The following is a 21,378-nucleotide window of genomic DNA, read 5'->3' on the forward strand; positions in this document are numbered from 1 at the left end:
GTGTCCCTTCAGTCCAGCCGCAGCCAGGTGGTCTTCAGCTCGGTGTACTTGTCGAAGGCGTGCAGGGACTTGTCGCGTCCGTTGCCGCTCTGCTTGTAGCCACCGAAGGGCACGGTCATGTCGTCCTCGTCGTACTGGTTGACGTGCACCGTGCCGGCCCGCAGGGCACGGGCCACGCGGTGCGCGCGGTTGACGTTGAGGCTCCAGACGCCGGCCTGCAGGCCGTAGCTGGAGGCGTTGGCGATGGCGATGGCCTCTTCCTCGGTCTTGAAGCGGATGACGCTGGTGACCGGGCCGAAGATCTCCTCGCGGGCGATCTTCATCTCGTTGTTGACGCCGGCGAACACGGTGGGCTCCACGTAGTAGCCGCCGCTCTCGGTGCGGGCCTGGCGGCCCCCGGCCACGCACTGCGCGCCTTCGCTGTGGCCGGCGTCGATGTAGCCCAGCACCGTCTTGAGCTGGGTCTCGTCCACCAGGGCGCCCAGCACGGTGTCGGGGTGCAGCGGGTCGGCCGGGGCGTACTTGGGTGCCTCGGCGGCCAGCAGCTCGACGAACTCGTCGGCGATGCTGTCCTGCACCAGCACGCGCGAGGGCGCGTTGCAGCTCTCGCCCTGGTTGAAGAACATGCTGCCGGCCAGGGTCTGGGCGGCACGGGCGATGTCGCCGTAGTCCTCGAAGACCAGGAAGGCCGACTTGCCGCCCAGCTCGTTGTAGACGCGCTTGAGGTTGGACTGACCGGCGTAGTCCAGCATGCGGCGGCCCACGCGGGTGGAGCCGGTGAAGCCGATGGCGTCCACGTCCATGTGCAGGGCGAGGGCCTCGCCGGCCTCGTGGCCATAGCCGGGCACCACGTTGAAGACGCCCGGGGGCAGGCCGGCTTCGACGGCCAGCTCGGCCAGGCGGCAGGCGGTCAGCGGGCTCTTCTCGCTGGGCTTGAGGACCACGGAGTTGCCGGCCGCCAGGGCCGGGCCCAGCTTCCAGGCGGCCATGATCATCGGGTAGTTCCAGGGCACGATGGCGCCGATCACGCCCATGGGCTCGCGGGTGATCATGGCCAGGGCGTGGTCACCGGTGGGAGCGATCTCGTCGTAGATCTTGTCCACGGCCTCGCCATACCAGGCGATGCAGCGGGCGGTGGCGGTCACATCCACACCCATCGAGTACTGGATGGGCTTGCCCATGTCCAACGTCTCGAGCAGGGCCAGTTCTTCCTTGGCGGCCAGGATCTTCTCGGCAAAGCGCTGCAGCACCTTCTTGCGGGCGGCCGGGGCCTGACCGGCCCAGCGGCGGTCTTCGAAGGCGGCGCGGGCGCTGCGCACGGCGGCGTCGATGTCGGCGCGCTGGCCACGGACCACGTCGGTCAGGAAGCGGCCGTCCACCGGCGAATGCTTGGCAAAGGTCTGGCCGTCAACGGCCGCCACGCGTTGGCCATCGATCACGGCACGGCCATCGGCCTTGAGGGCCTGGGCGCGTTCAGTCCAGTTCACGTGGTGGGGCATGGTGTGTCTCCAGGGGCAAAAAAAGGGCCGTCGCGGCAGCGCGAACGGCCCCGGTCGGTGTGGGGCGGCGCCGCAGCGCCGCCCGGGATCAGAACGCGACGACCACCGAGGTCGCGAGCATCTGGTTGAGCTTCTTGTAGTCGCCGTTCTTCACGTCGTAGAACACGGCCTTGTCGGCACCGTCCAGGCGGTACTCGAGCTTGACGGTGGTGTTCTCGTTGAAGGCGTACTTGCCACCGAAGGTGATGGCATAGCGGTTGGCGCCTTCATCGGGGTTGCCACCGTTCATGTCGGGGCCGATGCCGTTGCGGTCGTCCGCCTGGCTGTAACCGAACAGGCCGCCGCCGTTCTTGCGGTTGTAGATGTAGTCGGCGCGCACCAGGCCCTGCAGTCGCGGGGTAAACATGTAGCCCACCAGGCCCGAGATGCCGTACCACTGGGCGTCACGGCGGTTGCCGTTGGCGTCCGGCGTGATGGCGGCCGACTTCTGCTGGCCATAGCTCAGCTGGCCCTGCACCGTCAGGTCGCCACGCGTGAAGTAGCCGTCGACCTCGGTCAGGATGGCCAGCGTGCGCTTCTCGACATTGCCGTCGGCATCCCACACCGGGGCGGTGCCGATCATGCTGGCGAAGCCGGCGCCGCTGAATTCGTCCTTGCCGTAGTCGGTGCGGAAAGCCCAGGCGGGGGACTTCTGCCCGGCGTCATGCACGGCCGAGTTCAGGTTGGCCAGCGCCGTGCGGATCCACCACGGGCCGCTCTTCAGGTCCAGGCCGGCACCGGTGTAGCCCACTGGCAGCGTGAAGTCGTACAGCAGGTTGTGGCTGGTGAACGGATTGAGTGTGGGCTGCTGGTACTCGTAGCCCGACCAGTCGGGGATCTGGCCGGCGATGAAGCGGGTCTGATCGTCGGTCAGGGGCACGGAGACCGAAGCCTCCTGGATGATGCTGCTGCCGTCGATCGCGGCGCCCACACCGCGGTTCGGCGCCAGCGTCAGGTGCCACAGCGTGCCGCTGTCGGTTTCCTTGAGCAGGTCGAGCGAGGCCGCCCCCATGAAGGAGGTGTCGTAGTAGTAGCCGTCCGACTGCTGGTTCAGGAACTGGAAGCCGGCGCGGTTCTGGCGCTGGTTGTAGATGAAGGTCGGTTCGATGTAGCCCGTGACCTTCAGGCCCTTGAGCCCTTGCGCCAGCAGGCTGTCTTCGGTGGCCTCGGTCTTGGCGGCGATGCGGTTGAACTCGGCCGACTGTTCGGGGGTCATGCCCCACTGGGCCTGGCCGGCCGGTGCCGCCGGCGTTTGCTGGAGCTTGGATTCCAGCTCGTTGACGCGCTGCTTCAGGGCCTGGAGCTCCTTGAGCAGATCCGCATTCGACTGGGCAGCCGCCGGGAACGCCGCCATCATGGCAACGACCAGCAGGGTGGGGCTCAGAGACTTCATCACGGGGTTTCCTTCTCTTGCTTGCTGTGTGAGGGGGCGTTCGGACAAAGGGGGCTCACTCGCGGGCGGCAGCAGCGATTTCCTGCTGGCGACGGCGTTCGTTGCGGGCGATCACATAGCTGGTGATGATCACGCCGATGGAGACGGCCAGCACGATGAGTGTGGCCATGGCGTTGACGCTGGGGTTCAGGCCCAGGCGGGCCCGGGAGAAGATCACCAGCGGCATGGTGGTGGAGCCCGGGCCGGACAGGAAGGCCGACACCACCACGTCGTCCAGCGACAGCGTGAAGGTCAGCAGCCAGGCGGACATCATGGCCTGCGAGATCATCGGCAGCGTGATCAGGAAGAACACGCTGCGGGGCTTGGCGCCCAGGTCCATGGCCGCCTCTTCCAGGCTGGGGTTGAGCTCCTGCAGGCGGGCCTGCACCACCACGGTGGCGTAGGACATGCCCAGCAGCAGGTGGCCCAGCCAGATGGTCAGGGCGCCGCGGTCCGGGTAGCCGGTCACGCGCTGGATTTCCACCAGCATCAGCAGCAGGGACAGGCCGATGACCACCTCGGGCATCACCAGGGGGGCGTTGACCATGCCGGAGAACATGGTGCGGCCCCAGAAGCGCTTGTACTTGACCAGCGCGAAGGCGGCAAAGGTGCCCAGCACCACCGAACCGGTGGCCGAGAAGAAGGCGATCTTCATCGACAGCCAGAGGCCGCCGAGCATCTCGTCGTCACGCACCAGCGCGGCGTACCACTTCAGCGTGAACCCGCGCCAGACATTGGCCAGCGGCGAGTCGTTGAAGGAGTAGATCACCAACGCCACGATGGGCAGGTACAGGAAGACGAAGCCGCCCAGCAGCCAGGCCTTGCTGAAGCTGCGGTTGAAGGCAGGGGACAAGCGCAACATCAGCGGGCCTCCTGGGCTTCGGCCTGGTATTTGTTGAAGATGGCCAGCGGCACGATGATCAGCAGGATCATCACCACGGCGACGGTGGCAGCCATCGGCCAGTCGTTGTTCGAGAAGAACTCGTCCCAGACCACACGGCCGATCATCAGCGTCTCCGGTCCGCCCAGCAGTTCGGGGATCACGTACTCGCCGACGCAGGGGATGAACACCAGCATGGAGCCGGCGATGATCCCTGCCTTAGACAGCGGCACGGTGATCTTCCAGAACGTCACCCAGGGGGTCGAGCCCAGGTCGGCGGCGGCCTCGAGCAGACGGATGTCCATCTTGGCCAGGTTGGAGTACAGCGGCAGGATCATGAAGGGCAGGTAGGTGTAGGTCATGCCCAGCACCAGCGAGAAATGGGTGTTCATGAACTTGCCCGGGGCAGAGATGAGCCCCATGGCCAGCAGCACCTGGTCCAGACCGGTGGCGATCAGCAGATCGGCCACCCAGCCGTGGTCACTCAGCAGGCCCTTCCAGGCGTAGACGCGCAGCAGGAAGGAGGTCCAGAAGGGCAGCATCACCAGCATCAGCAGGGCCGGCTGAGTGGTGGACTTGGCCCGCGCCATGAAATAGGCGAAGGGGTAGCCGATGAACAGGCACAGCACCGTGGTGGCCGCGGCGTACTTCAGGCTGGCGACATAGGTCATCCAGTAGAGGTCGTCGCTGGCCAGGAAGCTGTAGTTGCCCAGCTTGACCACCAGGGTGATCACGCCATCGGCGTAGGACAGGATGTTCTTGACGACCACCGTGTCCATTTCCGAGATGCTGATCTTGGCCAGGATCAGGAAGGGAAACAGGAAGAAGATCAGCAGCCAGGCGTAGGGCAGGCCGATGACCCCCAGGCGGCCGCGCAGCCAACTGGGCCGGGTGGTGAGGAGACGGATCAGGCGTTCCATGACGGTTGCGTCCTCACTGGGTGAGCACCACATGGGCCGAGCGCGACCAGTGCGCCCAGACCTTGTCGCCCCAGGTCAGCTCGTCCTCGCGCTGACGCACGGTGTTGGCCATGCTCACCTTCAGGGTGGCGCCGCTGGCCAGCTTCAGGCGGTACACGGTGAAGCTGCCGAAGTAGGACATCTCCTCGATCACGCCTTCGGTGCAGTTGAACTCGTCGGCCGGCTTGTGGCGGGTGAGGTGGATCTTTTCGGGACGCAGGGCCACCGTGACGGGCATGCCCAGGGTGCCGGTGATGCCGTGGCCAACGTAGTGCCTGCAGTCTTCGCCCGCAATCACCACGTGGTCGTTCTCGTCGACTTCCACCGTGCCCTCCATCATGTTCACGTTGCCGATGAAGTCGGCCACGAAGCGGGTCTGCGGGGTCTCGTAGATCTCGCTGGGCGAGCCAACCTGCAGGAAGCGGCCTTCGCTCATGACCGCGATGCGGCTGGCCATGGTCATGGCCTCTTCCTGGTCGTGGGTCACCATCACGCAGGTCACGCCAACCTGCTCGATGATGTTCACCAACTCGATCTGGGTCTGCTCACGCAGCTTCTTGTCCAGGGCGCCCAGCGGCTCGTCGAGCAGCAGCATTTGCGGCTGCTTGGCCAAGCTGCGGGCCAAGGCCACCCGCTGCTGCTGGCCACCGGAGAGCTGGTGCGGCTTGCGCTTGGCGTACTTGCCCAGTTGCACCAGCTTGAGCATGGCCTCGACGCGGTCGGCGACCGCATCTCGGGCCATGCCATCACGACGCAGACCGAAGGCGATGTTCTCCCACACCGTGAGGTGGGGGAACAGCGCATACGACTGGAACATCATGTTCAGCGGCCGGTCGTAGGGCGGGAGACCCGCCAGGTCCTGGCCGTTGAGAATGATCTTTCCCGAGGTGGGGGTCTCGAACCCCGCCAACATCCGCAGCAAGGTCGTCTTGCCGCAGCCGGAAGACCCCAGGAGGGCGAAGATTTCGCCCTTGGCGATGTCCAGGCTGACGTTGTTGACGGCCTTGTAACCTCCGAAATCCTTCACCACGTTGTGGATCTGGAGGAAGGCACTGTCGTCGCGGGCGGTGCTGGCGGGGGATTGCGTCATGATGCGTGCCTGATCCTCACAGGCCGGTCTTGAAGGAGGTGTAGGTACGGGTTTGCAGACGGCGCAGGTCGTTGTTCAGCGAGTCCGGCGCCACCATCTTGGACATGTCCGAGGGCGACAGGAAGACGGTCGGGTTCTTGGCCACTTCCGGCTTCACGAAGGGGATCGAGTCCTTGTTGGGGTTGGCGTAGAACACCTTGTTGGTCAGGCTGGCATCCACTTCGGGGCGCAGGATGTAGTTGATCCATTTGTGGGCGTTGCCCGGGTGGGGGGCATCGGCCGGAATGACCATGGTGTCGAAGAACAGCAGGCCGCCGGTCTTCGGGATCAGGGCCTCGATCTTCTGGCCGGTCTTGCCGTCGAGGGCACGCTGACGGGCGATGTTGATGTCACCGGACCAGCCCAGGGCCAGGCAGATGGAGCCGTTGGCCATGTCGTTGATGTAGCCCGAGGACGAGAACAGCGTGACATAGGGGCGCACGGCCTTGAGCAACTGGGCCGCCTTGGCGTAGTCGGCGGGCACCTTGCTCTCGGGCGCCTTGCCCAGGTAGTGCAGGGCGGCGGGCACCACTTCGGAGGCGGAGTCCAGGAAGGACACGCCGCAGGACTTCATCTTGGAGATGTACTCAGGCTTGAAGACCAGGTCCCAGACGTTGTCGGGCATCGGTGCGCCGCCCAGCGCGGCCTTGACCTTGTCCATGTTGATGCCCACGGTGGTATAGCCCCACAGCCAGTTCACCATGTACTGGTTACCCGGGTCCAGGTTGGCCAACTGGTTCAGCACGGCCGGGTCCAGGTGCTTCCAGTTGGGCAACTGGGACTTGTCCAGCTTCTGCAGCAGACCGCCTTCGGCCTGCAGCTTGGCCCAGTTGGAGGAGGGCACCACGACGTCGTAGCCCGTCTTGCCGGCCACCAGCTTGGCGTGGACGATTTCGTTGTTGTCGAAGTTGTCGTACCGGACCTTGATGCCGGTTTCCTTCTCGAAGTTCTTGATCGTGTCTTCGGCGATGTAGTCGGACCAGTTGTAGATGTTGAGGACCTTTTCCTCTTCCTCGGCACGGGCGGCACCGCCGGCCACGGCCAGAACGGCCACGGCCAGAGACAGGACGGAACGCACTGAACTGAACTTCATGAAGAAACCTCCAGGGTCACGGATGATGGGGGGTGAAGAAACGCGAAGGCTGCGAGAGTGCGGAAGTGCACCACCTTGGGTTGCCCCGATCTGGGGCGATTTTGGCAGGCTCAAGAATGGTGCACTTCATGGAAAACGCGTCGATCAACGACAGGCTCAGAGCCAGCCCTTGGCCTTGACATCCGCCAGCGTGAGGTCCAGGCAGCGGCGGATCAGGGTCATCATCTCGTCGACCTGGGCCCGGGTGATGATCAGCGGGGGGGCGATGACCATCCGGTCACCCACCGCACGCATCACCAGACCGTTGGCGAAACAGTGCCCCCGACAGACCATGCCCACTTCCAGCGAGGAGGGGAAGAACTGTCGTGCGGCCTTGTCCTTCACGAGTTGAATGGCACCCATCAATCCGCAGCTGACCGCCTCGCCGACCAGCGGATGGTCACGCAGCGTCTCGAATTGCTGTGCAAGATACGGGCCGACATCGTCGCGCACGTGCTCGACCAGCTTGAGTTGCTGCATCAGCTTGATGTTGGCCACGGCCACGGCGCAGGCCACCGGGTGACCCGAGTACGTGTAGCCGTGCTCGAACTCGCCACCCTTCTCGATCAGCACATCGGCCACGCGGTCGCTGACCATCACGCCGCCCAGCGGCACGTAGCCGGCGGTGACGCCCTTGGCGAAGGTCATCAGGTCGGGCTTGCTGCCCATGGTCTCGCAGCCGAACCAGTTGCCGGTGCGACCGAAGCCGCAGATGACCTCGTCGGACACCAGCAGGATGCCGTACTTGTCGCAGATGCGCTGGATCTCGGGCCAGTAGGTCTTGGGCGGGATGATCACGCCGCCGGCCCCTTGCACCGGCTCGCCGATGAAGGCCGCGACCTTCTCCGGTCCGACTTCCAGGATGCGCTCTTCCAGCCAGCCGGCGGCCACCTTGCCGAACTCGTCCGGGCTCATGTCGCCACCCAGCTCGTACCAGAAGGGCTGCTGGATGTGGGTGATGTTGGGGATCGGCAGGCCGCCCTGGGCGTGCATGTAGGCCATGCCGCTGAGCGAGGCGCCGGCCATGGTGGAGCCGTGGTAGCCGTTCTTGCGGGAGATGATGACCTGGCGCTCCGGTTGCCCCTGCAAGGCCCAGTAGTGGCGCACCAGACGCACCACCGTGTCGTTGCTCTCCGAGCCCGAGGTGCCGTAGAACACATGCTTGAACTGCGGCGGCGTGACCTGGGCCAGCAACTCGGCCAGCTCGATGGCGGGGATGGTCGAGGTCTGGAAGAAGGCGTTGTAGTAGGGCAGCTCCTTCATCTGGCGGGTGGCTGCCTCGATCAGCGAAGGCTGGCTGTAGCCGGTGTTCACGCACCACAGGCCGCTCATGCCGTCGAGGATCTTGTGGCCCTCGCTGTCCCAGAGGTAGATGTTCTCGGCCTTGGTGATGATGCGCGCGCCCTTCTTGGCCAGCGCGGCCGTGTCGGTGAAGGGGTGCAGGAAGTGCGCCGCGTCGGCCTGCTGCCATTCGCGGGTGCTGCGGCGGGTGGCCTGAGCGGGGGCCTGGATGACGATGTTGTCTTGTTGCATGGTGGTTCCTTGAATGGTCGTGCAGCGGCCCTTGTGAGGCCGGCGTGGGATCAGACGTGCAGCAGCAGGTGTTCGCGTTCCCAGGGCGAGATCACCTTCATGAATTCGGCGTGCTCGATTTCCTTCACCTCGGTGTAGACCGTGACGAAGGCTTCGCCCAGCACGCTGGCCAGGTCCTTCTCGGCGCGCAGCAGCTCCAGCGCCTCGCCCAGGCTGCGCGGCAGCTGGTAGTCGCCCAGGTACGCGTCGCCCTTGCACTCGGGGGAGGGCTGGACCTTGTTCTTGATGCCCAGGTAACCGCAGGCCATCGTGGCCGCCAGCGCCACATAGGGATTGGCGTCGGCGCCGATCACGCGGTTCTCGATGCGGCGCGCGGCCGGGGACGAGATCGGCGAGCGGATGCCCACGGTGCGGTTGTCGATGCCCCACTGGATGTTGATGGGCGCGGCGGTGAAGCGGGCCAGCCGGCGGTAGCTGTTCACATAGGGGGCGAACAGGGCCATGGCTGCCGGGATGTACTTCTGCAGGCCGCCGATGTACCAGTAGAACTCCTGACTCGGGCTGCCGTCCTCGTTGCTGAACAGGTTGCGGCCGGTTTTGGTGTTCACCACGCTCTGGTGGATGTGCATGGCACTGCCCGGCTCGCCGGCAATCGGCTTGGCCATGAAGGTGGCGAACATGTCGTGGCGCAGCGCAGCTTCGCGCACCGTGCGCTTGAAGAAGAAGACCTCGTCGGCCAGGCCCAGCGGATGGGCGTGGAAGAAGTTGATCTCCATCTGTCCGGCGCCGATTTCGTGGATCAGCGTGTCCACGTTCAGCTCCATCTTGTCGCAGTAGTCGTAGATGTCCTCGAACAGCGGGTCGAACTCGTTGACCGCGTCGATGGAATAAGCCTGGCGCGAGGTTTCCGAGCGGCCGCTGCGGCCCACCGGCGGCTTGAGCGGCATGTCGGGGTCGGTGTTGCGGGCCACCAGGTAGAACTCGAGCTCCGGCGCCACCACCGGGTCCCAGCCCTCGGCGGCGAACAGGTCGCAGACGCGGCGCAGCACCGAGCGGGGGGCGAAGGGCACCAGCTTGCCATCGCGGTCGTAGCAGTCGTGCACCACCTGGGCGGTGGGGTCGGTGGCCCAGGGCACGATGCGCACGGTGGCCGGGTCCGGCCGCAGGTGCATGTCGTGGTCCATCGGGCTGATCACGTCGTAGTACGGGCCCTCTTCAGGGAACTCGCCGGTCACGCCCATCGCGACGACCGCCTCGGGCAGCCGCATGCCGCGGTCTTCGGTGAACTTTTCCCGGGGCAGGATCTTGCCGCGGGCCACACCGGTCAGGTCGGGCACCAGGCATTCGATCTCGGTGACGTGATGTTGGTTGAGCCAGTTTTCGAGCTCGAGGAAATTGAAATGTTCTTTGCTGGCCATGAGGCACCTGCTTCTGAAGCGTGACGCACGGATTGCCGCCTGGATTCAGGCGCCGGGCCGCGCGGGCCCCGGGGGATTCCGGCCTGCTGCCGGAGAGCACCGATCACCTCAACGGTGCGGTGCCCGGTGACTCTCCTGGGCCTTGCTCACCTGGTAGGCCCGGCAGGCCTGACCGAAGGCGGTGAGCATGGCCACCGATTGGGGGTTGTCGGCCGCCAGCCACTCCGGGTGCCACTGCACGCACAGGCTGAAGCCCGGGGCATTGGTGACCGAGAAGGCCTCGACCAGTCCGTCGGGGGCGCGGGCTTCCACCTGCAGGCCCGGCGCCAATTGCTTGACCGCCTGACCGTGGACCGAGTTGACTTGGAAGGAGCCCGCACCGACGACCCGCTCCAGCACGCCGCCGGGCACCACCTGCACCGGATGGGCTGGGGCGTACTGCACCGCGGCCGGCTGGCCCTCGGGTGCGCGATGGTCGTCGTGGCCTTCGACCTCCTGCACCGCCTGGTACAGCGAGCCGCCCAGCGCGACGTTGGTCTCCTGTGTGCCCCGGCAGATGCCGAACAGTGGCACGCCACGGGCCAGGGCCCGGCGGATCAATGGCAGGGTCCAGCTGTCCCGCACCGGGTCCAGCGGCAGGGCCGGGTTGTGCACCTCCTCGCCGAAGTGGCTGGGATGCACGTTGGACGGCGAGCCGGTGAGCAGCACGCCATCGGCCATGTCCAGCAGCACCTCGACCTCCTCGGCATCGGCCGAAGGCACGATCAGGGGCATGCCGCCCGCCAGGCGCACGGCGTCCAGGTACTTCTTGCCGGCGATATAGAAGGGATGCTCGCCCAGCACGCGGTTGCAGGCGGGCACCAGCACCAGCGGCTTGCGGGAAGTCGAGGAGGATGAGGCCGCGGGGGCCAGGGCGTTTGCTTCAGTCATGTCGTTCATGGTCCGTGTCACCCCAGCAGGTCGCGCAGGCGGTACCAGGCCATGCCGAGCACCAGCGCAGGTGTGCGCAGCAGGCGGCCCCCCGGGAAATCATGGTGCTTCAGGCGGGCGAAGACGTCAAAGCGGCTGGCGTCGCCGTTCATCGCCTCGGCCACCAGGCGGCCGGCCAGACCGGTCAGTGCCAGCCCGTGGCCGGAGAAGCCTTGCAGGTAGTACAGGTTGTCGCGCAGCCGCCCGAAGTCCGGTGCGCGGTTCATCGTGATGTCCACGAAGCCGCCCCAGGCGTATTGCACCTTCACGTCCTTGAGCTGCGGGAAGGTCTGCACCATGCGGCGACGCATGCTCTCGGCCAGGTTGGGCGGGGTCACGGTGCTGTAGCTCACCCGGCCGCCGTAGAGCATGCGGTGGTCGTTGGTGGTGCGCAGGTAATCCAGCACGAAGTTGGTGTCGCACACCGCCGAGCGCGTGGGGATCAGGCTGTCAGCCAGGGCCGGGTCCATGGCCTCGGAGCAGACGATGTAGGTCCCCACCGGCATGATGCGGCGCTCCAGGTGCTCGGCCACACCCTGCAGGTAGACGTTGCCGGCCAGCAGCACCTTCTTGGCGCGCAGCGTGCCGCGGGCGGTGCGCAGGGTGATGACCGGGCCGGTCTCCAGCGCGGTGACGGGCGTCTCTTCGTGGATGCGCACACCGGCGGCCGCCGCGGCGCGGGCGATGCCCAGGGCGTACTTGAGCGGATGCAGGTGCCCGGATTGCGGGTCGTACAGGCCGCTGTGGTAGCGCGGGCTGGCCACCCAGCGGGGCATGTCGGCGGCCGGGATGCGGGTGAACTCGGCTTGGTAGACCTGGGCCATGCGATCAGCCCACTGCATCAGCTCGGCACCCTTGCGGGCGTTGGTGGCCACGCCGATGTAGCCCTGGCGCCATTCGGCATCGATCTGGAACTGCTGCATGCGGGTCTGCAACAGTTCCAGCGCTTCCAGGGACATGGACCAGACGCGGCGGGCGTCGTCGAGCCCGAGCTGGTCTTCGATCACCGACTGGTCGCAGGCCAGACCGTGGATGGCCTGGCCGCCGTTGCGGCCGCTGGCACCCCAGCCCACCTGCTTGGCTTCCAGCAGCGTCACCTGGTGCCCCATGCGGGCCAGGTCCAGGGCGGCCGTCAGGCCGGCAAGACCGCCCCCCACCACGGCAACATCACAGTCGGAGGTGCCGTCCAGCGGGGCGAAGCGCATATCGCGCAGGGCCGTGGCGGCGTAATAGGAATCGCGGGCGAGATCTTGGTCGACGCTCAGAAAGCTCATACGGTGGGCGCTAGGCAGTTCCTCGGATGGTCGGGTTCGGGTCGAGTGGTAAGAGATGACGCGGTGTTGTGTTGTGGGTGCGTCTTGGGAAATGAGTCTACCCAGGCGGGCGCGCAATGTGCTTGCGCCTTGATGCGGGAAGAACCCTGTATCGCGCAACTTTGTGCGACGTATATTTGAGCACGAGAAATATTATGCGAAGTACTGCCAAAACACCGCAACTGGATGCGATTGACCGGGCCATCCTGGATGAGCTGCAGGACGATGGCCGGGTCTCCAACGTCGAACTGGCCCAGCGGGTGCATCTGTCGCCCTCGGCCTGCCTGCGCCGCGTCAAGCAACTGGAGGACGAAGGCGTCATTTCCCAGTACGTTGCGCTGCTCAATGCCAAGGCTGTGGGGCAACACGGCACCAGCTTCACCATCGTGAACCTGGAGTCCATGAGCAACAGCCTGCTCGAGGCCTTCGAGCAGGCCGTGCGGGACGAGCCCTCGGTGCTGGACTGCTACTACGTGGCGGGAGCCAACGACTACCTGATCCGCTTCACCTACCGGGATGCCGAGGACCTCGAGCGCTTCCACACCGAGGTGCTGATGCGCCTGCCCGGTGTTGAGCGCTCGAATTCGATCCTGGTGCTGCGGACCGTCAAGAAAACGACCAAGCTGCCGCTCTGAGGCGGGGACGAGCGTGCCTGATCCGCGGGGTCAGGCGGCTTCGCGGGTCCAGTGGGCGCGTCGCTGGGCGGTTTGGGTGCGTGCCTCAGCTTCCCGGCGGCGGGCCTCGGGGTAGGTCATCGACTCTTCCAGGGCAATGTGCTCGTGGTGCAGCTGCGTGAAGACCTCGATCATGGCGCGCAGCAGGTCCACATCCACCCAGGTGTGGCCCTGGGACAGGGCATCCAGCAACGGGCTCAGTTCACGCCAGTTCTGCTCGATCCAGCCATGGTCCTGGCGCAACTGGGCGACCTGTTCCGCCAGGAGGGTGTCGCCGCTGGCCAGCAGCACCGGAAAGATGTGTCGCTCTTCCTCATCGTGGTGGGTGCGCCCCACTTCCTCGAAGAAGCGGTGGATGCCGCCTGCCAGGGTCTGGGCGGCCTCGTCCACGCCATGGGTTTCAAGACGTCGGAGCAGGGTCTCCAGATCCTGCAGGGTCAGCATCATGCGGCGGTGGGTGCCTTCCAGGCGATCAATGGGCGGCAGCGCCTCTCGGCGCATCCTGTGGAGCGGCAACGGAGTGGGAAGGGTGCGAGCCATGGAGACCTCCTTCATCGCAGATGGTGCTTGTGAGGTCCATTGTTCTCGGAGGGGATCGACCCGCCTTGCGGCGGATCAACCCCTCCGATGCCTCGTCAGCGTGCCGGGGCCAGCCGTCCGCACAGGTAGGTCCAGACCAGCTGTGCCGCCACCAGGCTGGTCAGCTCCGCATGGTCGTAGGGTGGGGCGACTTCCACGCAATCCATGCCGACGAAGGGCAGGTCCGCCAACTCCTCAAGAATGGTGAAGACCTGGTTGCTGGTCAGCCCGGCGGGCTCAGGCGTGCCGGTGCCGGGGGCAAACGCCGGGTCCAGGCAGTCGATGTCCAGGCTGAGGTACAGCGGCGGGTTGCCGCAGTCCGCCAGGCGCTGGCGGATGCTGTCCAGCATCGGCGCCAGCTGGGCCGGGCTTTCCAGGCCGCGCAGGGCGCGGGCGGTGAAGATCTGTCCGCCCTGATCTTGCACGTACTCGCGCGCTTCGCGCACGCCCGAGGAGCGGATGCCGATCTGGGTGAAGCAGTCGGCTCGCGCCAGGCCCTCCTGGATGGCTTCGTAGACCCAGGTGCCATGGCCGCTGGGCTCGCCGAAGTGGTCCTCCCAGGTGTCGCAGTGGGCGTCGAAATGGATCACCGCCAGCGGCTCGCCGAAGTGCTCCCGGTAGGCCCGCAGCAGGGGCAGCGTGATGGAGTGGTCGCCCCCCAGCCAGATCATGTGGTGCTTCTCCAGCAAAGGGGGCAGCAGCGGCGCCAGGGCGGCGCGCATGGCCTCGATGCCGGTGTTGGGCAGGTCCAGGTCGCCCAGGTCGCCCAGCCGGTCGATGGGGGAGACATCGAACAGCGGATGGGTGGCGTCGCACAGCATCTGGCTGGCTTGTCGGATGGCTCTGGGCCCGAAGCGGGCTCCGGGCCGGTTGGTCACCGAGCCGTCCCAGGGGATGCCTGCGATGGCGAAGGGTTGTTGCCGGGCGGGGGCGGCGCCGATGAAGCCGCTCTGAGTGAGATAGGGGAATCCGGACATGTGTGTCTCCGGGGGGATGCACAGCGCCTTGGCCATCCTGAGGCGGGCTGTGCGGGGCGGATGTTAGCCAAGGGTGGGTTGCCGCTGCACGGGCCCCGCAGGCGAGGTGCTTTTCCGTCATGCGCACAGGCCACTTCACATCGTGAAATGAGCCATTCTTGCGGTGCAGCAAAATTTTTCATCACGGAAAAAGTGATTCCGCATTGAGAAATTTAATACATAAGTCATTGATTTTTATTGATAAAGATTTTGGTCTTATATAAGACATAAGTCTTCCTGGCGATGCGGCACGGGCGTACGCTTCTCTCCAACGTGTTCCCTTTCATGGATCTCTTTTAAGGAGCTTGAGATGACCCGACTGACCCGCGAACAGCAGATCGCCGCCCTGGAAAAGGACTGGGCTGAAAACCCCCGTTGGAAGAGCGTGAAGCGCGGCTACAGCGCCGCCGACGTGGTGCGTCTGCGCGGCAGCCTGCAGCCCGAGTACACCCTGGCCCAGGCCGGTGCCCAGAAGCTGTGGGAAAAGGTCAACGGCGGCGCCAAGAAGGGCTACGTCAACGCTTTCGGCGCGATCACCGCCGGTCAGGCCATGCAACAGGCCAAGGCCGGCCTGGAGGCCGTGTACCTGTCGGGCTGGCAGGTCGCTGCCGACGGCAACACCTCCGAAACCATGTACCCCGACCAGTCGCTGTACGCCTACGACTCGGTGCCGACCATGGTTCGTCGCATCAACAACACCTTCAAGCGCGCCGACGAGATCCAGTGGTCGCGTGGTGTGAACCCCGGTGACGAAGGCTTCGTCGACTACTTCCTGCCCATCGTGGCCGATGCGGAAGCCGGTTTCGGCGGCGTGCTGAACGCCTTCGAACTGATGAAGAACATGATCGCCTCCGGTGCTGCAGGCGTGCACTTCGAAGACCAGCTGGCTGCCGTGAAGAAGTGCGGCCACATGGGTGGCAAGGTCCTGGTGCCGACCCAGGAAGCCATCGAGAAGCTGATCGCCGCGCGTTTCGCTGCCGACACCATGGGCGTGTCCACGCTGATCCTGGCCCGGACCGACGCTGAAGCCGCCAACCTGCTGACCAGCGACCACGACGCCAACGACAAGCCCTTCTGCACCGGTGAGCGAACCCCGGAAGGCTTCTACCGTGTCAAGAACGGCCTGGAGCAGGCCATCAGCCGCGGCGTGGCCTACGCCCCCTACGCCGACCTGGTGTGGTGCGAAACCGGCACGCCGGACCTGGGCTTCGCCCGTGAATTCGCCCAGGCCGTGCACGCCGCCTGCCCGGGCAAGCTGCTGAGCTACAACTGCTCGCCGTCCTTCAACTGGAAGAAGAACCTGGACGATCGCACCATCGCCCGCTTCCAGGACGAGCTCTCGGCGCTGGGCTACAAGTACCAGTTCATCACCCTGGCCGGCATCCACATCAACTGGTTCAACACCTTCCAGTTCGCCCACGCTTACGCCCGCGGCGAAGGCATGAAGCACTACACCGAGATGGTCCAAGAGCCGGAATTCAAGGCGCGCGAGCAGGGCTACACCTTCGTGTCGCACCAGCAGGAAGTCGGCGCCGGCTACTTCGACGACGTGACCACCGTGATCCAGGGCGGTTCTTCCAGCGTGAAGGCCCTGACCGGTTCGACCGAAGAAGAGCAGTTCCACTGACCGGAATGGGACAGGTGCCGCATTGATCGCGGCGCATGACCAGGGCCCGGCCGCCACAAGCGGCCGGGCTTTTCATTTTCAGAATCGGCTCAGCGCAGGCTGCCGATGTAGCGCGTCTGGGTCGACGGGCGCGTGACCGTGCCCGAACGGGACAGGCGGCTGTCCTCGAAGCCGGAGGCCCTGTCCGACCGGTCCGGGCGATCGGCGCCCCGGGAGGCCGCGGGCTGCGGTGGGGCCGGGAAGAGAGCCGCCTGCAGGCGCTGACCCCATTCGATGAGCTCGGGGTGGGCGGCTTCCGCCAGCGCAATGCGGATGACCTCCCGCGCATACTCCGCGCTGCGCAGCATCCACTCGACATCGGTCACTCGGCCGATCTTGCGCCGCATGACCACATGCAGGTGGGCGGCCACAGCCAGCTTCTCGCTCTCCAGCATCTTCACACCTCCTGTTGCAACGACCCCATGCCCTGGCGAGGTTCCGCCCGGGCGCTCATCACTCCACCCGTTCGCCGTGCTGGCTCAGGTCCAGCCCGTCCTGTTCCTGCTTCTCGGCCACGCGCAGGCCGATGACCCAGTGGACCAGCCACAGGATCAACGAGGTCGCGACACCGCTGTAGACCAGGGTGGCCAGCACGGCCAGACCCTGGGTGGCCACCGATCCTTCGACGCCGCCGATCTTGGGGTCGGCCAGCCAGCCTGTCAGCAGGGCTCCCAGGATGCCGCCGACGCCATGCACACCGAAGACATCCAGTGAGTCGTCCGCGCCCAGCAGGCGCTTGAGCCCGGTGGCACCCCAGTAGCAGCCCACGCCGGCCACCGCGCCGATCAGCACGGCCGAAGCGGGGCCGACGAAGCCCGATGCGGGTGTGATCGCCACCAGGCCCGCCACCGCTCCGCTGCTCAGGCCCAGCAGAGTCGGGGTCTTGCGGACCAGCCATTCGGCCAGCATCCAGCTCAGCGCGGCAGCGGCGGCGGCCAGTTGCGTGGCCAGTATGGCCATGCCGGCCCGGCCGTCGGCGGCGGCGGCTGAGCCACCGTTGAAACCCATCCAGCCCACCCACAGCAGACAGGCGCCGGCCATCGTGTAGCCCAGGTTGGACGGCATCAGCGCCACCTGGCCGTAACCCCGGCGGGGGCCCAGGATGAAGGCCGCAGCCAAGCCGGCAATGCCGGCATTGATGTGCACCACGGTGCCGCCGGCAAAGTCCAGCGCGCCACGTTGCGCCAGCCAGCCGTCAGATGCCCAGACCCAGTGCGCCACCGGGGCATAGACCAGCACGGCCCAAAGCGCCATGAACCACAGCAGAGCGGAAAAGCGCATGCGCTCGGCGAAGGCCCCCACGATCAGCGCTGGCGTGATGACGGCAAAGCTCAGCTGGAACATGCAGAACACGGCTTCGGGCACGGTGGGCGCCAGCGGGTGTACCGACACCAGGTTCTGCACCTTGTCGAAGCCGATGGTGGTCAGCCAGATCGATTGCGGACCGCCGATCCATGGCGAGCCCGGCATGAAAGCCAGGCTGTAGCCGGCCACGAACCAGATCACCGTGATCAGGGCGGAGATGGCCAGCACCTGCGCCATGGTGCCCAGGATGTTCTTCTTGCGGACCATGCCGGCATAGAAGAGCGCCAGCCCGGGCAGGGTCATCAGCAGCACCAGGGCGGTGGCGGTGATCATCCAGGCGGTGTCGCCGGCGCTGATCTGCTGGGCCGCCAGCATGGTCGGCAGACCCGGGGGCGGGGTGGCGGTACCAGGGGCCGTGTCGGCCGCCCAGACAGGGGCGACGCACGACAGCACGCCCACTCCCAGACCGGCGACCTGCGGCCATCGTCCCCATACTGCCTGTCCCATGCAACGTCCTTCGATTGTTTTGAGGATTTGTGACTGGACGTAGCAAATCCCGGGCCTGCACTGGGATATCGGTTGCTGGGTCGTTGGCAGCTCTTTTGCACCAAGACGGGTCGGACCACCGGGGCTTGAACCCCAAGGTATGCTGCGGCGCCGATTTGCGGAAGACCTTTCTTGAACACCCCGACCCTCACGCCCCAGATGGCCGGCCTGCTGGACCGAATCCGGCGGGCCAAGCGCCCCCCGTTCCATGGGCTCTCACCGGAGATGGCCCGGGCGGCCTATGGTGTCGCGGCCGAGGTGCTGGATCTGCCCCGCGCGCCCTTGCCGCGCGTGGTGCCGGTGCAGGTGCCCGTGGCACCCGGTGTGCAGTGCGCTGCGCGCCTGTTTGCGCCGTCGCATGAGCGCTTGCCCGTGCTGCTGTACCTGCATGGGGGCGGCTTCGTCATCGGCGGGTTGGACACCCACGACAGCCTGTGCCGCCAACTTGCCCTGCGGGCCGGCGTGGCGGTGCTCTCGCTGGACTACCGATTGGCGCCGGAACACCGTTTCCCAACGGCGGTGGACGACAGCTTTGCCGCCCTGCGCTGGCTGGCGCAAGAGGGGGCGGCGGCCCTGGGGCTGGATGGCAGCCGGCTGGCGGTGGGCGGCGACAGCGCGGGGGGCACCCTGTCGGCGGTGTGCGCCCTGATGGCGCGCGATGCCCAGTTGCCGCTGGCGCTGCAGCTGCTCATCACCCCGGGCACCACCGCCCATTGCGACACCCGCTCGCACGAGCTGTTCGCCAACGGCTTTCTGCTGGAGGCCGACAGCATCCGCTGGTTCTTCGACCACTACATCGACGCGGCGCACCGCACCGACTGGCGCTTTGCGCCGCTGCTCGCCCCGGATGCGGATGGCCTGGCGCCGGCGTGCTTCGTTCTGGCCGAATGCGACCCGCTGGTGGACGAGGGGCTGGCCTATGCCGACCGCCTGCGCGCGGCCGGCGTGGCGGTGGATCTGGAGCTCTACCGCGGGGTGACCCACGACTTCATCAAGCTCGGGCGAGCGATCCCGGAAGCGGAGCAGGCCCAGGCTGCCGCGGCTCTGGCCCTTCGGCAGGCCTTGTTCGGGCCCTGACCTGAACCGCCTCAGTGACGACGGGCCAGCGGCAAGCCACTGGGCGGCCAGGCGTCCAGGCGGAAGGAGCGTTCGTCGGCCGGTTGATGCTGGCGCTCGATCATGTGGGTGATGAGGCGGCGCCCCTGGACTTCACAAACGAGCAAGGTGGAACAGCGGGTGCCGTAGCGACCATCGGCGCTGCGGATGAACACCGGTGAGAGCATGCGCTCGACGGCCGGGGCCACGCCAGTCTGAGGCAGTTCGGCCTCTGGGGCCGGCGTCGCATCGGCCAAAGCCTCGAACAGCGTGGCACACAGCTGCGGGAACGGCAGGTTCTGCCCCAGGGCGTCGAACAGGCGCTGCTTGATCCGTCCCACCTTGGGCCAGGGCGTGTCCAGCGCCGCGTTGCTGAGCCCGTAAACCCCGCGGGTCAGGCGCTGGGGGTGCGGATGCTGGTTGCTGGTCCAGAAGAACTCGCTGGCGGGGAAGTCGGCGGCCAGCAGGTTGAAGGGGGCGTGTCCGCTCAGCGCCGTGCGGGGCCAGAAGCGATCGGCGGGCAGATCACCCCGCAGCCAGCCCAGCGGAATCTGTCCGCGCGAGGGCGCGTCGGGCTCTGCGGCAAATGGCTGCCGCACATTGGTGACCAGCGCGAAGCGGCCCGGCCGGCTCAACCCCATCCAGGTGCCGCCTGCCCGCAGGTCGCGGCCAGACAGCACTTGGGGGCCATCGGGCCAGGGAGCCCACCAGTCCAGTGCCTGGCTGGGACGGTCCAGGTATTCATCGCGGTTGGCCGCCACCACCAGCGGGTAGCGGCGGCTCATGCCCAGCGCAACGCCTACGAGGCACATGGTGCGAATCGCTCCACATGGCGAGGGCCCTGCAGCCAGGCCTGGACGGCCTGCGCAGCCTCGGACAGCGCCACCTCAAAGCCCGCGTCCGTTCCACATGGCGTGCTGCAGAGGTGTGGCGCGAAGCGGTAGGTCTCCATCAAAGTCACCTGTCCAACGGATGCCCCAGGGACTTCCAGGCGCTGCAGCACACGGGCACTCAGGCCAGGCCAGTCCTGCTGCAGGCGCTGTTGAAAGCCGACGACGGCCTTCAGTGCCAGAGGCAGGTCAGCCGATGCGACCTGATAGTAGATGAACCATTCGGTCGTCGGGCCTGCTGGCAGCGGTGCGGCGGGCAGGCTTTCGTGACTCATGCCTCATCTTGGGGAACGGCATAGGGCAGGGCGCGCACCTGCAGGGCAGGGCCCTGGGCGCTGCCCAGGTGGAGTTCACCGGCCAGCGCGGCGCGCTTGACTTCGGCAAAGGCTTCCCAGCCCTGGCCATCGGCCGCCGCCGCCAGCGCGATTTGCCCTGCGGGCTGTTCAGGTTCGCTGGCCAGGAAGATCTCCTGTCCGGCCTGCATCGGAGCCTGGGTCGCCAGCAGAGCACCACGGCGCTTGAGCGTGCCGCGGTACTGGCTGCGGGCCACCACCTCCTGGCCGGGGTAGCAACCTTTCTTGAAGTTCACGCCGCCCACCAGTTCGAAGTTCACCATCTGGGGTACGAAGGCCTCGCTGGTGGCTGCGACGATGCGGGCCACGCCGCTGCGCACTTCCAGCAACTGCCAGCCCTGCGCAGGTAGCGCGGGCAGCTGGTTGGGCGCCTGCTCGGCCGGGCCGGCCCACAGGCAGCGCACGGTGCCGTCCACATCGGGCAGGCGGACCACCTGAGCGTCCTTCACCCGGCTCACGCCCCAGGCTTGCGCGGGCAGGTCGGTGCCCAGCCATTGCTGCGCCGCCGGCCCGGCCAAGCCCCACAGCGCCACATCGTCGGCCTGGCTGAGCTTGCATTGCGCGCGCATCACGAACATGGACAGGCGCTTGAGGGTGGGCGGCAGCACATCGGCGCTGCAGGCCAGCAGCCAGTCCTCGGCGCCGGTCACCTGCCAGGCCACGAAGCTGGCCAGCAGCCGGCCTTTGGCCGAGCAGTAGCCGGCCAGGCGGGCCTGGGTGCCTCCCGCCGAAGCCAGCTCATTGGTCAGTTGCCCCTGCAGAAAGGTCACCGCGTCGGCACCGCGGGCCCGGATCAGGCCCCAATCGGCCAGGGGCACGGCCCCGGACAGCGCGGGGGACAGAGGGGTGTCTTCAGGGGTGGGAGCAGGGGCGGCAGTCATGTCGGCGATTATCATCGCGCCCCATGCTTGAGCAGGATTCAGGGTCTCGCGGCGCGAGAGGTGTGCGTAC

20 protein-coding genes are annotated in these 21,378 nt (G+C 66.6%); 3 read left to right on the forward strand and 17 right to left on the reverse strand.

Annotated elements, in window-relative coordinates; genetic code table 11:
* Positions 1–8: 8 nt before the first annotated feature.
* The 10 genes from M0L44_RS14710 to M0L44_RS14755 all read right to left on the reverse strand — a co-directional run bounded on the left by M0L44_RS14710 (position 9) and on the right by M0L44_RS14755 (position 12,264).
* Positions 9–1,499: an aldehyde dehydrogenase gene (locus tag M0L44_RS14710; RefSeq protein ID WP_252770571.1), complete on the reverse strand. Its 1,491-nt coding sequence runs from the start codon at positions 1,497–1,499 to the stop codon at positions 9–11.
* Positions 1,500–1,587: 88 nt separating this feature from the next.
* Positions 1,588–2,931: a DUF3138 family protein gene (locus tag M0L44_RS14715; RefSeq protein WP_252770572.1), complete on the reverse strand. Its 1,344-nt coding sequence runs from the start codon at positions 2,929–2,931 to the stop codon at positions 1,588–1,590.
* A gap of 55 nt (positions 2,932–2,986) precedes the next feature.
* Positions 2,987–3,832: an ABC transporter permease subunit gene (locus M0L44_RS14720; RefSeq protein WP_252770573.1), complete on the reverse strand. Its 846-nt coding sequence runs from the start codon at positions 3,830–3,832 to the stop codon at positions 2,987–2,989.
* Positions 3,832–4,770, reverse strand: a complete 939-nt coding sequence (locus M0L44_RS14725) for an ABC transporter permease (RefSeq protein WP_252770574.1) — start codon at positions 4,768–4,770, stop codon at positions 3,832–3,834. Before M0L44_RS14725 ends, M0L44_RS14720 begins: the two co-directional genes overlap by 1 nt.
* Positions 4,771–4,783: 13 nt before the next feature.
* Complete coding sequence (locus M0L44_RS14730; protein ID WP_252770575.1) at positions 4,784–5,899, reverse strand: ABC transporter ATP-binding protein; 1,116 nt, start codon at positions 5,897–5,899, stop codon at positions 4,784–4,786.
* A gap of 16 nt (positions 5,900–5,915) precedes the next feature.
* Positions 5,916–7,031 carry a polyamine ABC transporter substrate-binding protein gene (locus tag M0L44_RS14735; protein ID WP_252770576.1) on the reverse strand — a complete coding sequence of 372 codons (1,116 nt, stop codon included), beginning with the start codon at positions 7,029–7,031 and terminating at the stop codon, positions 5,916–5,918.
* Between the two features lie 156 nt (positions 7,032–7,187).
* Positions 7,188–8,603 carry an aspartate aminotransferase family protein gene (locus tag M0L44_RS14740; protein WP_252770577.1) on the reverse strand — a complete coding sequence of 472 codons (1,416 nt, stop codon included), beginning with the start codon at positions 8,601–8,603 and terminating at the stop codon, positions 7,188–7,190.
* 50 nt (positions 8,604–8,653) lie between these two features.
* Positions 8,654–10,021 (reverse strand): glutamine synthetase family protein, encoded by a 1,368-nt coding sequence (locus M0L44_RS14745; RefSeq protein ID WP_252770578.1) that lies wholly within the window; start codon positions 10,019–10,021, stop codon positions 8,654–8,656.
* 108 nt (positions 10,022–10,129) lie between these two features.
* Entirely contained in the window at positions 10,130–10,951 is an 822-nt protein-coding gene (locus M0L44_RS14750; protein WP_252770579.1) for a gamma-glutamyl-gamma-aminobutyrate hydrolase family protein, read from the reverse strand.
* A gap of 17 nt (positions 10,952–10,968) precedes the next feature.
* Entirely contained in the window at positions 10,969–12,264 is a 1,296-nt protein-coding gene (locus M0L44_RS14755; protein WP_252770580.1) for an NAD(P)/FAD-dependent oxidoreductase, read from the reverse strand.
* Positions 12,265–12,458: 194 nt separating this feature from the next.
* Between M0L44_RS14755 and M0L44_RS14760 the strand changes: the two genes are divergently transcribed.
* Positions 12,459–12,938 (forward strand): Lrp/AsnC family transcriptional regulator, encoded by a 480-nt coding sequence (locus M0L44_RS14760; RefSeq protein ID WP_252770581.1) that lies wholly within the window; start codon positions 12,459–12,461, stop codon positions 12,936–12,938.
* A 30-nt stretch (positions 12,939–12,968) separates the two neighbouring features.
* Here M0L44_RS14760 and M0L44_RS14765 read toward each other — a convergent pair whose 3' ends face one another.
* Together M0L44_RS14765 and speB are read right to left on the reverse strand one after the other, a co-directional pair.
* Positions 12,969–13,517: a hemerythrin domain-containing protein gene (locus M0L44_RS14765; protein WP_252770582.1), complete on the reverse strand. Its 549-nt coding sequence runs from the start codon at positions 13,515–13,517 to the stop codon at positions 12,969–12,971.
* Between the two features lie 95 nt (positions 13,518–13,612).
* Positions 13,613–14,533, reverse strand: a complete 921-nt coding sequence (gene speB, locus M0L44_RS14770; protein WP_252770583.1) for an agmatinase — start codon at positions 14,531–14,533, stop codon at positions 13,613–13,615.
* 349 nt (positions 14,534–14,882) lie between these two features.
* Between speB and aceA the strand changes: the two genes are divergently transcribed.
* Positions 14,883–16,199 (forward strand): isocitrate lyase, encoded by a 1,317-nt coding sequence (gene aceA, locus M0L44_RS14775; protein ID WP_252770584.1) that lies wholly within the window; start codon positions 14,883–14,885, stop codon positions 16,197–16,199.
* Positions 16,200–16,288: 89 nt separating this feature from the next.
* Here the strand turns inward: aceA and M0L44_RS14780 are convergent, their stop codons facing one another.
* Entirely contained in the window at positions 16,289–16,633 is a 345-nt protein-coding gene (locus M0L44_RS14780; protein ID WP_252770585.1) for a hypothetical protein, read from the reverse strand.
* A 58-nt stretch (positions 16,634–16,691) separates the two neighbouring features.
* A complete protein-coding gene (locus M0L44_RS14785; protein WP_435526425.1) occupies positions 16,692–17,996 on the reverse strand; it encodes an ammonium transporter in 1,305 nt (434 codons plus the stop codon).
* Between the two features lie 252 nt (positions 17,997–18,248).
* Between M0L44_RS14785 and M0L44_RS14790 the strand changes: the two genes are divergently transcribed.
* Positions 18,249–19,166 (forward strand): alpha/beta hydrolase, encoded by a 918-nt coding sequence (locus M0L44_RS14790; protein ID WP_252770719.1) that lies wholly within the window; start codon positions 18,249–18,251, stop codon positions 19,164–19,166.
* 11 nt (positions 19,167–19,177) lie between these two features.
* Here M0L44_RS14790 and M0L44_RS14795 read toward each other — a convergent pair whose 3' ends face one another.
* The 3 genes from M0L44_RS14795 to ygfZ are packed head-to-tail and all read right to left on the reverse strand — an operon-like array spanning position 19,178 to position 21,308.
* On the reverse strand, positions 19,178–19,996 hold the full coding sequence (locus tag M0L44_RS14795) for an NRDE family protein (RefSeq protein ID WP_252770586.1): 819 nt from the start codon (positions 19,994–19,996) through the stop codon (positions 19,178–19,180).
* Entirely contained in the window at positions 19,984–20,349 is a 366-nt protein-coding gene (locus M0L44_RS14800) for a DUF4936 family protein (protein WP_252770587.1), read from the reverse strand. Before M0L44_RS14800 ends, M0L44_RS14795 begins: the two co-directional genes overlap by 13 nt.
* A complete protein-coding gene (gene ygfZ, locus M0L44_RS14805) occupies positions 20,346–21,308 on the reverse strand; it encodes a CAF17-like 4Fe-4S cluster assembly/insertion protein YgfZ (RefSeq protein ID WP_252770588.1) in 963 nt (320 codons plus the stop codon). Before ygfZ ends, M0L44_RS14800 begins: the two co-directional genes overlap by 4 nt.
* Positions 21,309–21,378 lie beyond the last annotated feature (70 nt).

The sequence above is a fragment of the Ideonella oryzae genome, from assembly GCF_024055665.1.
Classification (GTDB): domain Bacteria; phylum Pseudomonadota; class Gammaproteobacteria; order Burkholderiales; family Burkholderiaceae_C; genus Ideonella; species Ideonella oryzae.

Bases quoted from the DNA above. Each gene is read 5' to 3' on its own strand.
- M0L44_RS14745 (WP_252770578.1), bottom strand. From the start codon at position 10,021: ATGGCCAGCAAAGAACATTTCAATTTCCTCGAGCTCGAAAACTGGCTC.
- ygfZ (WP_252770588.1), bottom strand. From the start codon at position 21,308: ATGACTGCCGCCCCTGCTCCCACCCCTGAAGACACCCCTCTGTCCCCC.
- M0L44_RS14755 (WP_252770580.1), bottom strand. From the start codon at position 12,264: ATGAGCTTTCTGAGCGTCGACCAAGATCTCGCCCGCGATTCCTATTAC.
- M0L44_RS14760 (WP_252770581.1), top strand. From the start codon at position 12,459: ATGCGAAGTACTGCCAAAACACCGCAACTGGATGCGATTGACCGGGCC.
- M0L44_RS14750 (WP_252770579.1), bottom strand. From the start codon at position 10,951: ATGACTGAAGCAAACGCCCTGGCCCCCGCGGCCTCATCCTCCTCGACT.
- M0L44_RS14790 (WP_252770719.1), top strand. From the start codon at position 18,249: ATGGCCGGCCTGCTGGACCGAATCCGGCGGGCCAAGCGCCCCCCGTTC.
- aceA (WP_252770584.1), top strand. From the start codon at position 14,883: ATGACCCGACTGACCCGCGAACAGCAGATCGCCGCCCTGGAAAAGGAC.
- speB (WP_252770583.1), bottom strand. From the start codon at position 14,533: ATGTCCGGATTCCCCTATCTCACTCAGAGCGGCTTCATCGGCGCCGCC.
- M0L44_RS14735 (WP_252770576.1), bottom strand. From the start codon at position 7,031: ATGAAGTTCAGTTCAGTGCGTTCCGTCCTGTCTCTGGCCGTGGCCGTT.
- M0L44_RS14740 (WP_252770577.1), bottom strand. From the start codon at position 8,603: ATGCAACAAGACAACATCGTCATCCAGGCCCCCGCTCAGGCCACCCGC.
- M0L44_RS14730 (WP_252770575.1), bottom strand. From the start codon at position 5,899: ATGACGCAATCCCCCGCCAGCACCGCCCGCGACGACAGTGCCTTCCTC.
- M0L44_RS14765 (WP_252770582.1), bottom strand. From the start codon at position 13,517: ATGGCTCGCACCCTTCCCACTCCGTTGCCGCTCCACAGGATGCGCCGA.
- M0L44_RS14800 (WP_252770587.1), bottom strand. From the start codon at position 20,349: ATGAGTCACGAAAGCCTGCCCGCCGCACCGCTGCCAGCAGGCCCGACG.
- M0L44_RS14780 (WP_252770585.1), bottom strand. From the start codon at position 16,633: ATGCTGGAGAGCGAGAAGCTGGCTGTGGCCGCCCACCTGCATGTGGTC.
- M0L44_RS14715 (WP_252770572.1), bottom strand. From the start codon at position 2,931: ATGAAGTCTCTGAGCCCCACCCTGCTGGTCGTTGCCATGATGGCGGCG.
- M0L44_RS14720 (WP_252770573.1), bottom strand. From the start codon at position 3,832: ATGTTGCGCTTGTCCCCTGCCTTCAACCGCAGCTTCAGCAAGGCCTGG.
- M0L44_RS14725 (WP_252770574.1), bottom strand. From the start codon at position 4,770: ATGGAACGCCTGATCCGTCTCCTCACCACCCGGCCCAGTTGGCTGCGC.
- M0L44_RS14795 (WP_252770586.1), bottom strand. From the start codon at position 19,996: ATGTGCCTCGTAGGCGTTGCGCTGGGCATGAGCCGCCGCTACCCGCTG.
- M0L44_RS14710 (WP_252770571.1), bottom strand. From the start codon at position 1,499: ATGCCCCACCACGTGAACTGGACTGAACGCGCCCAGGCCCTCAAGGCC.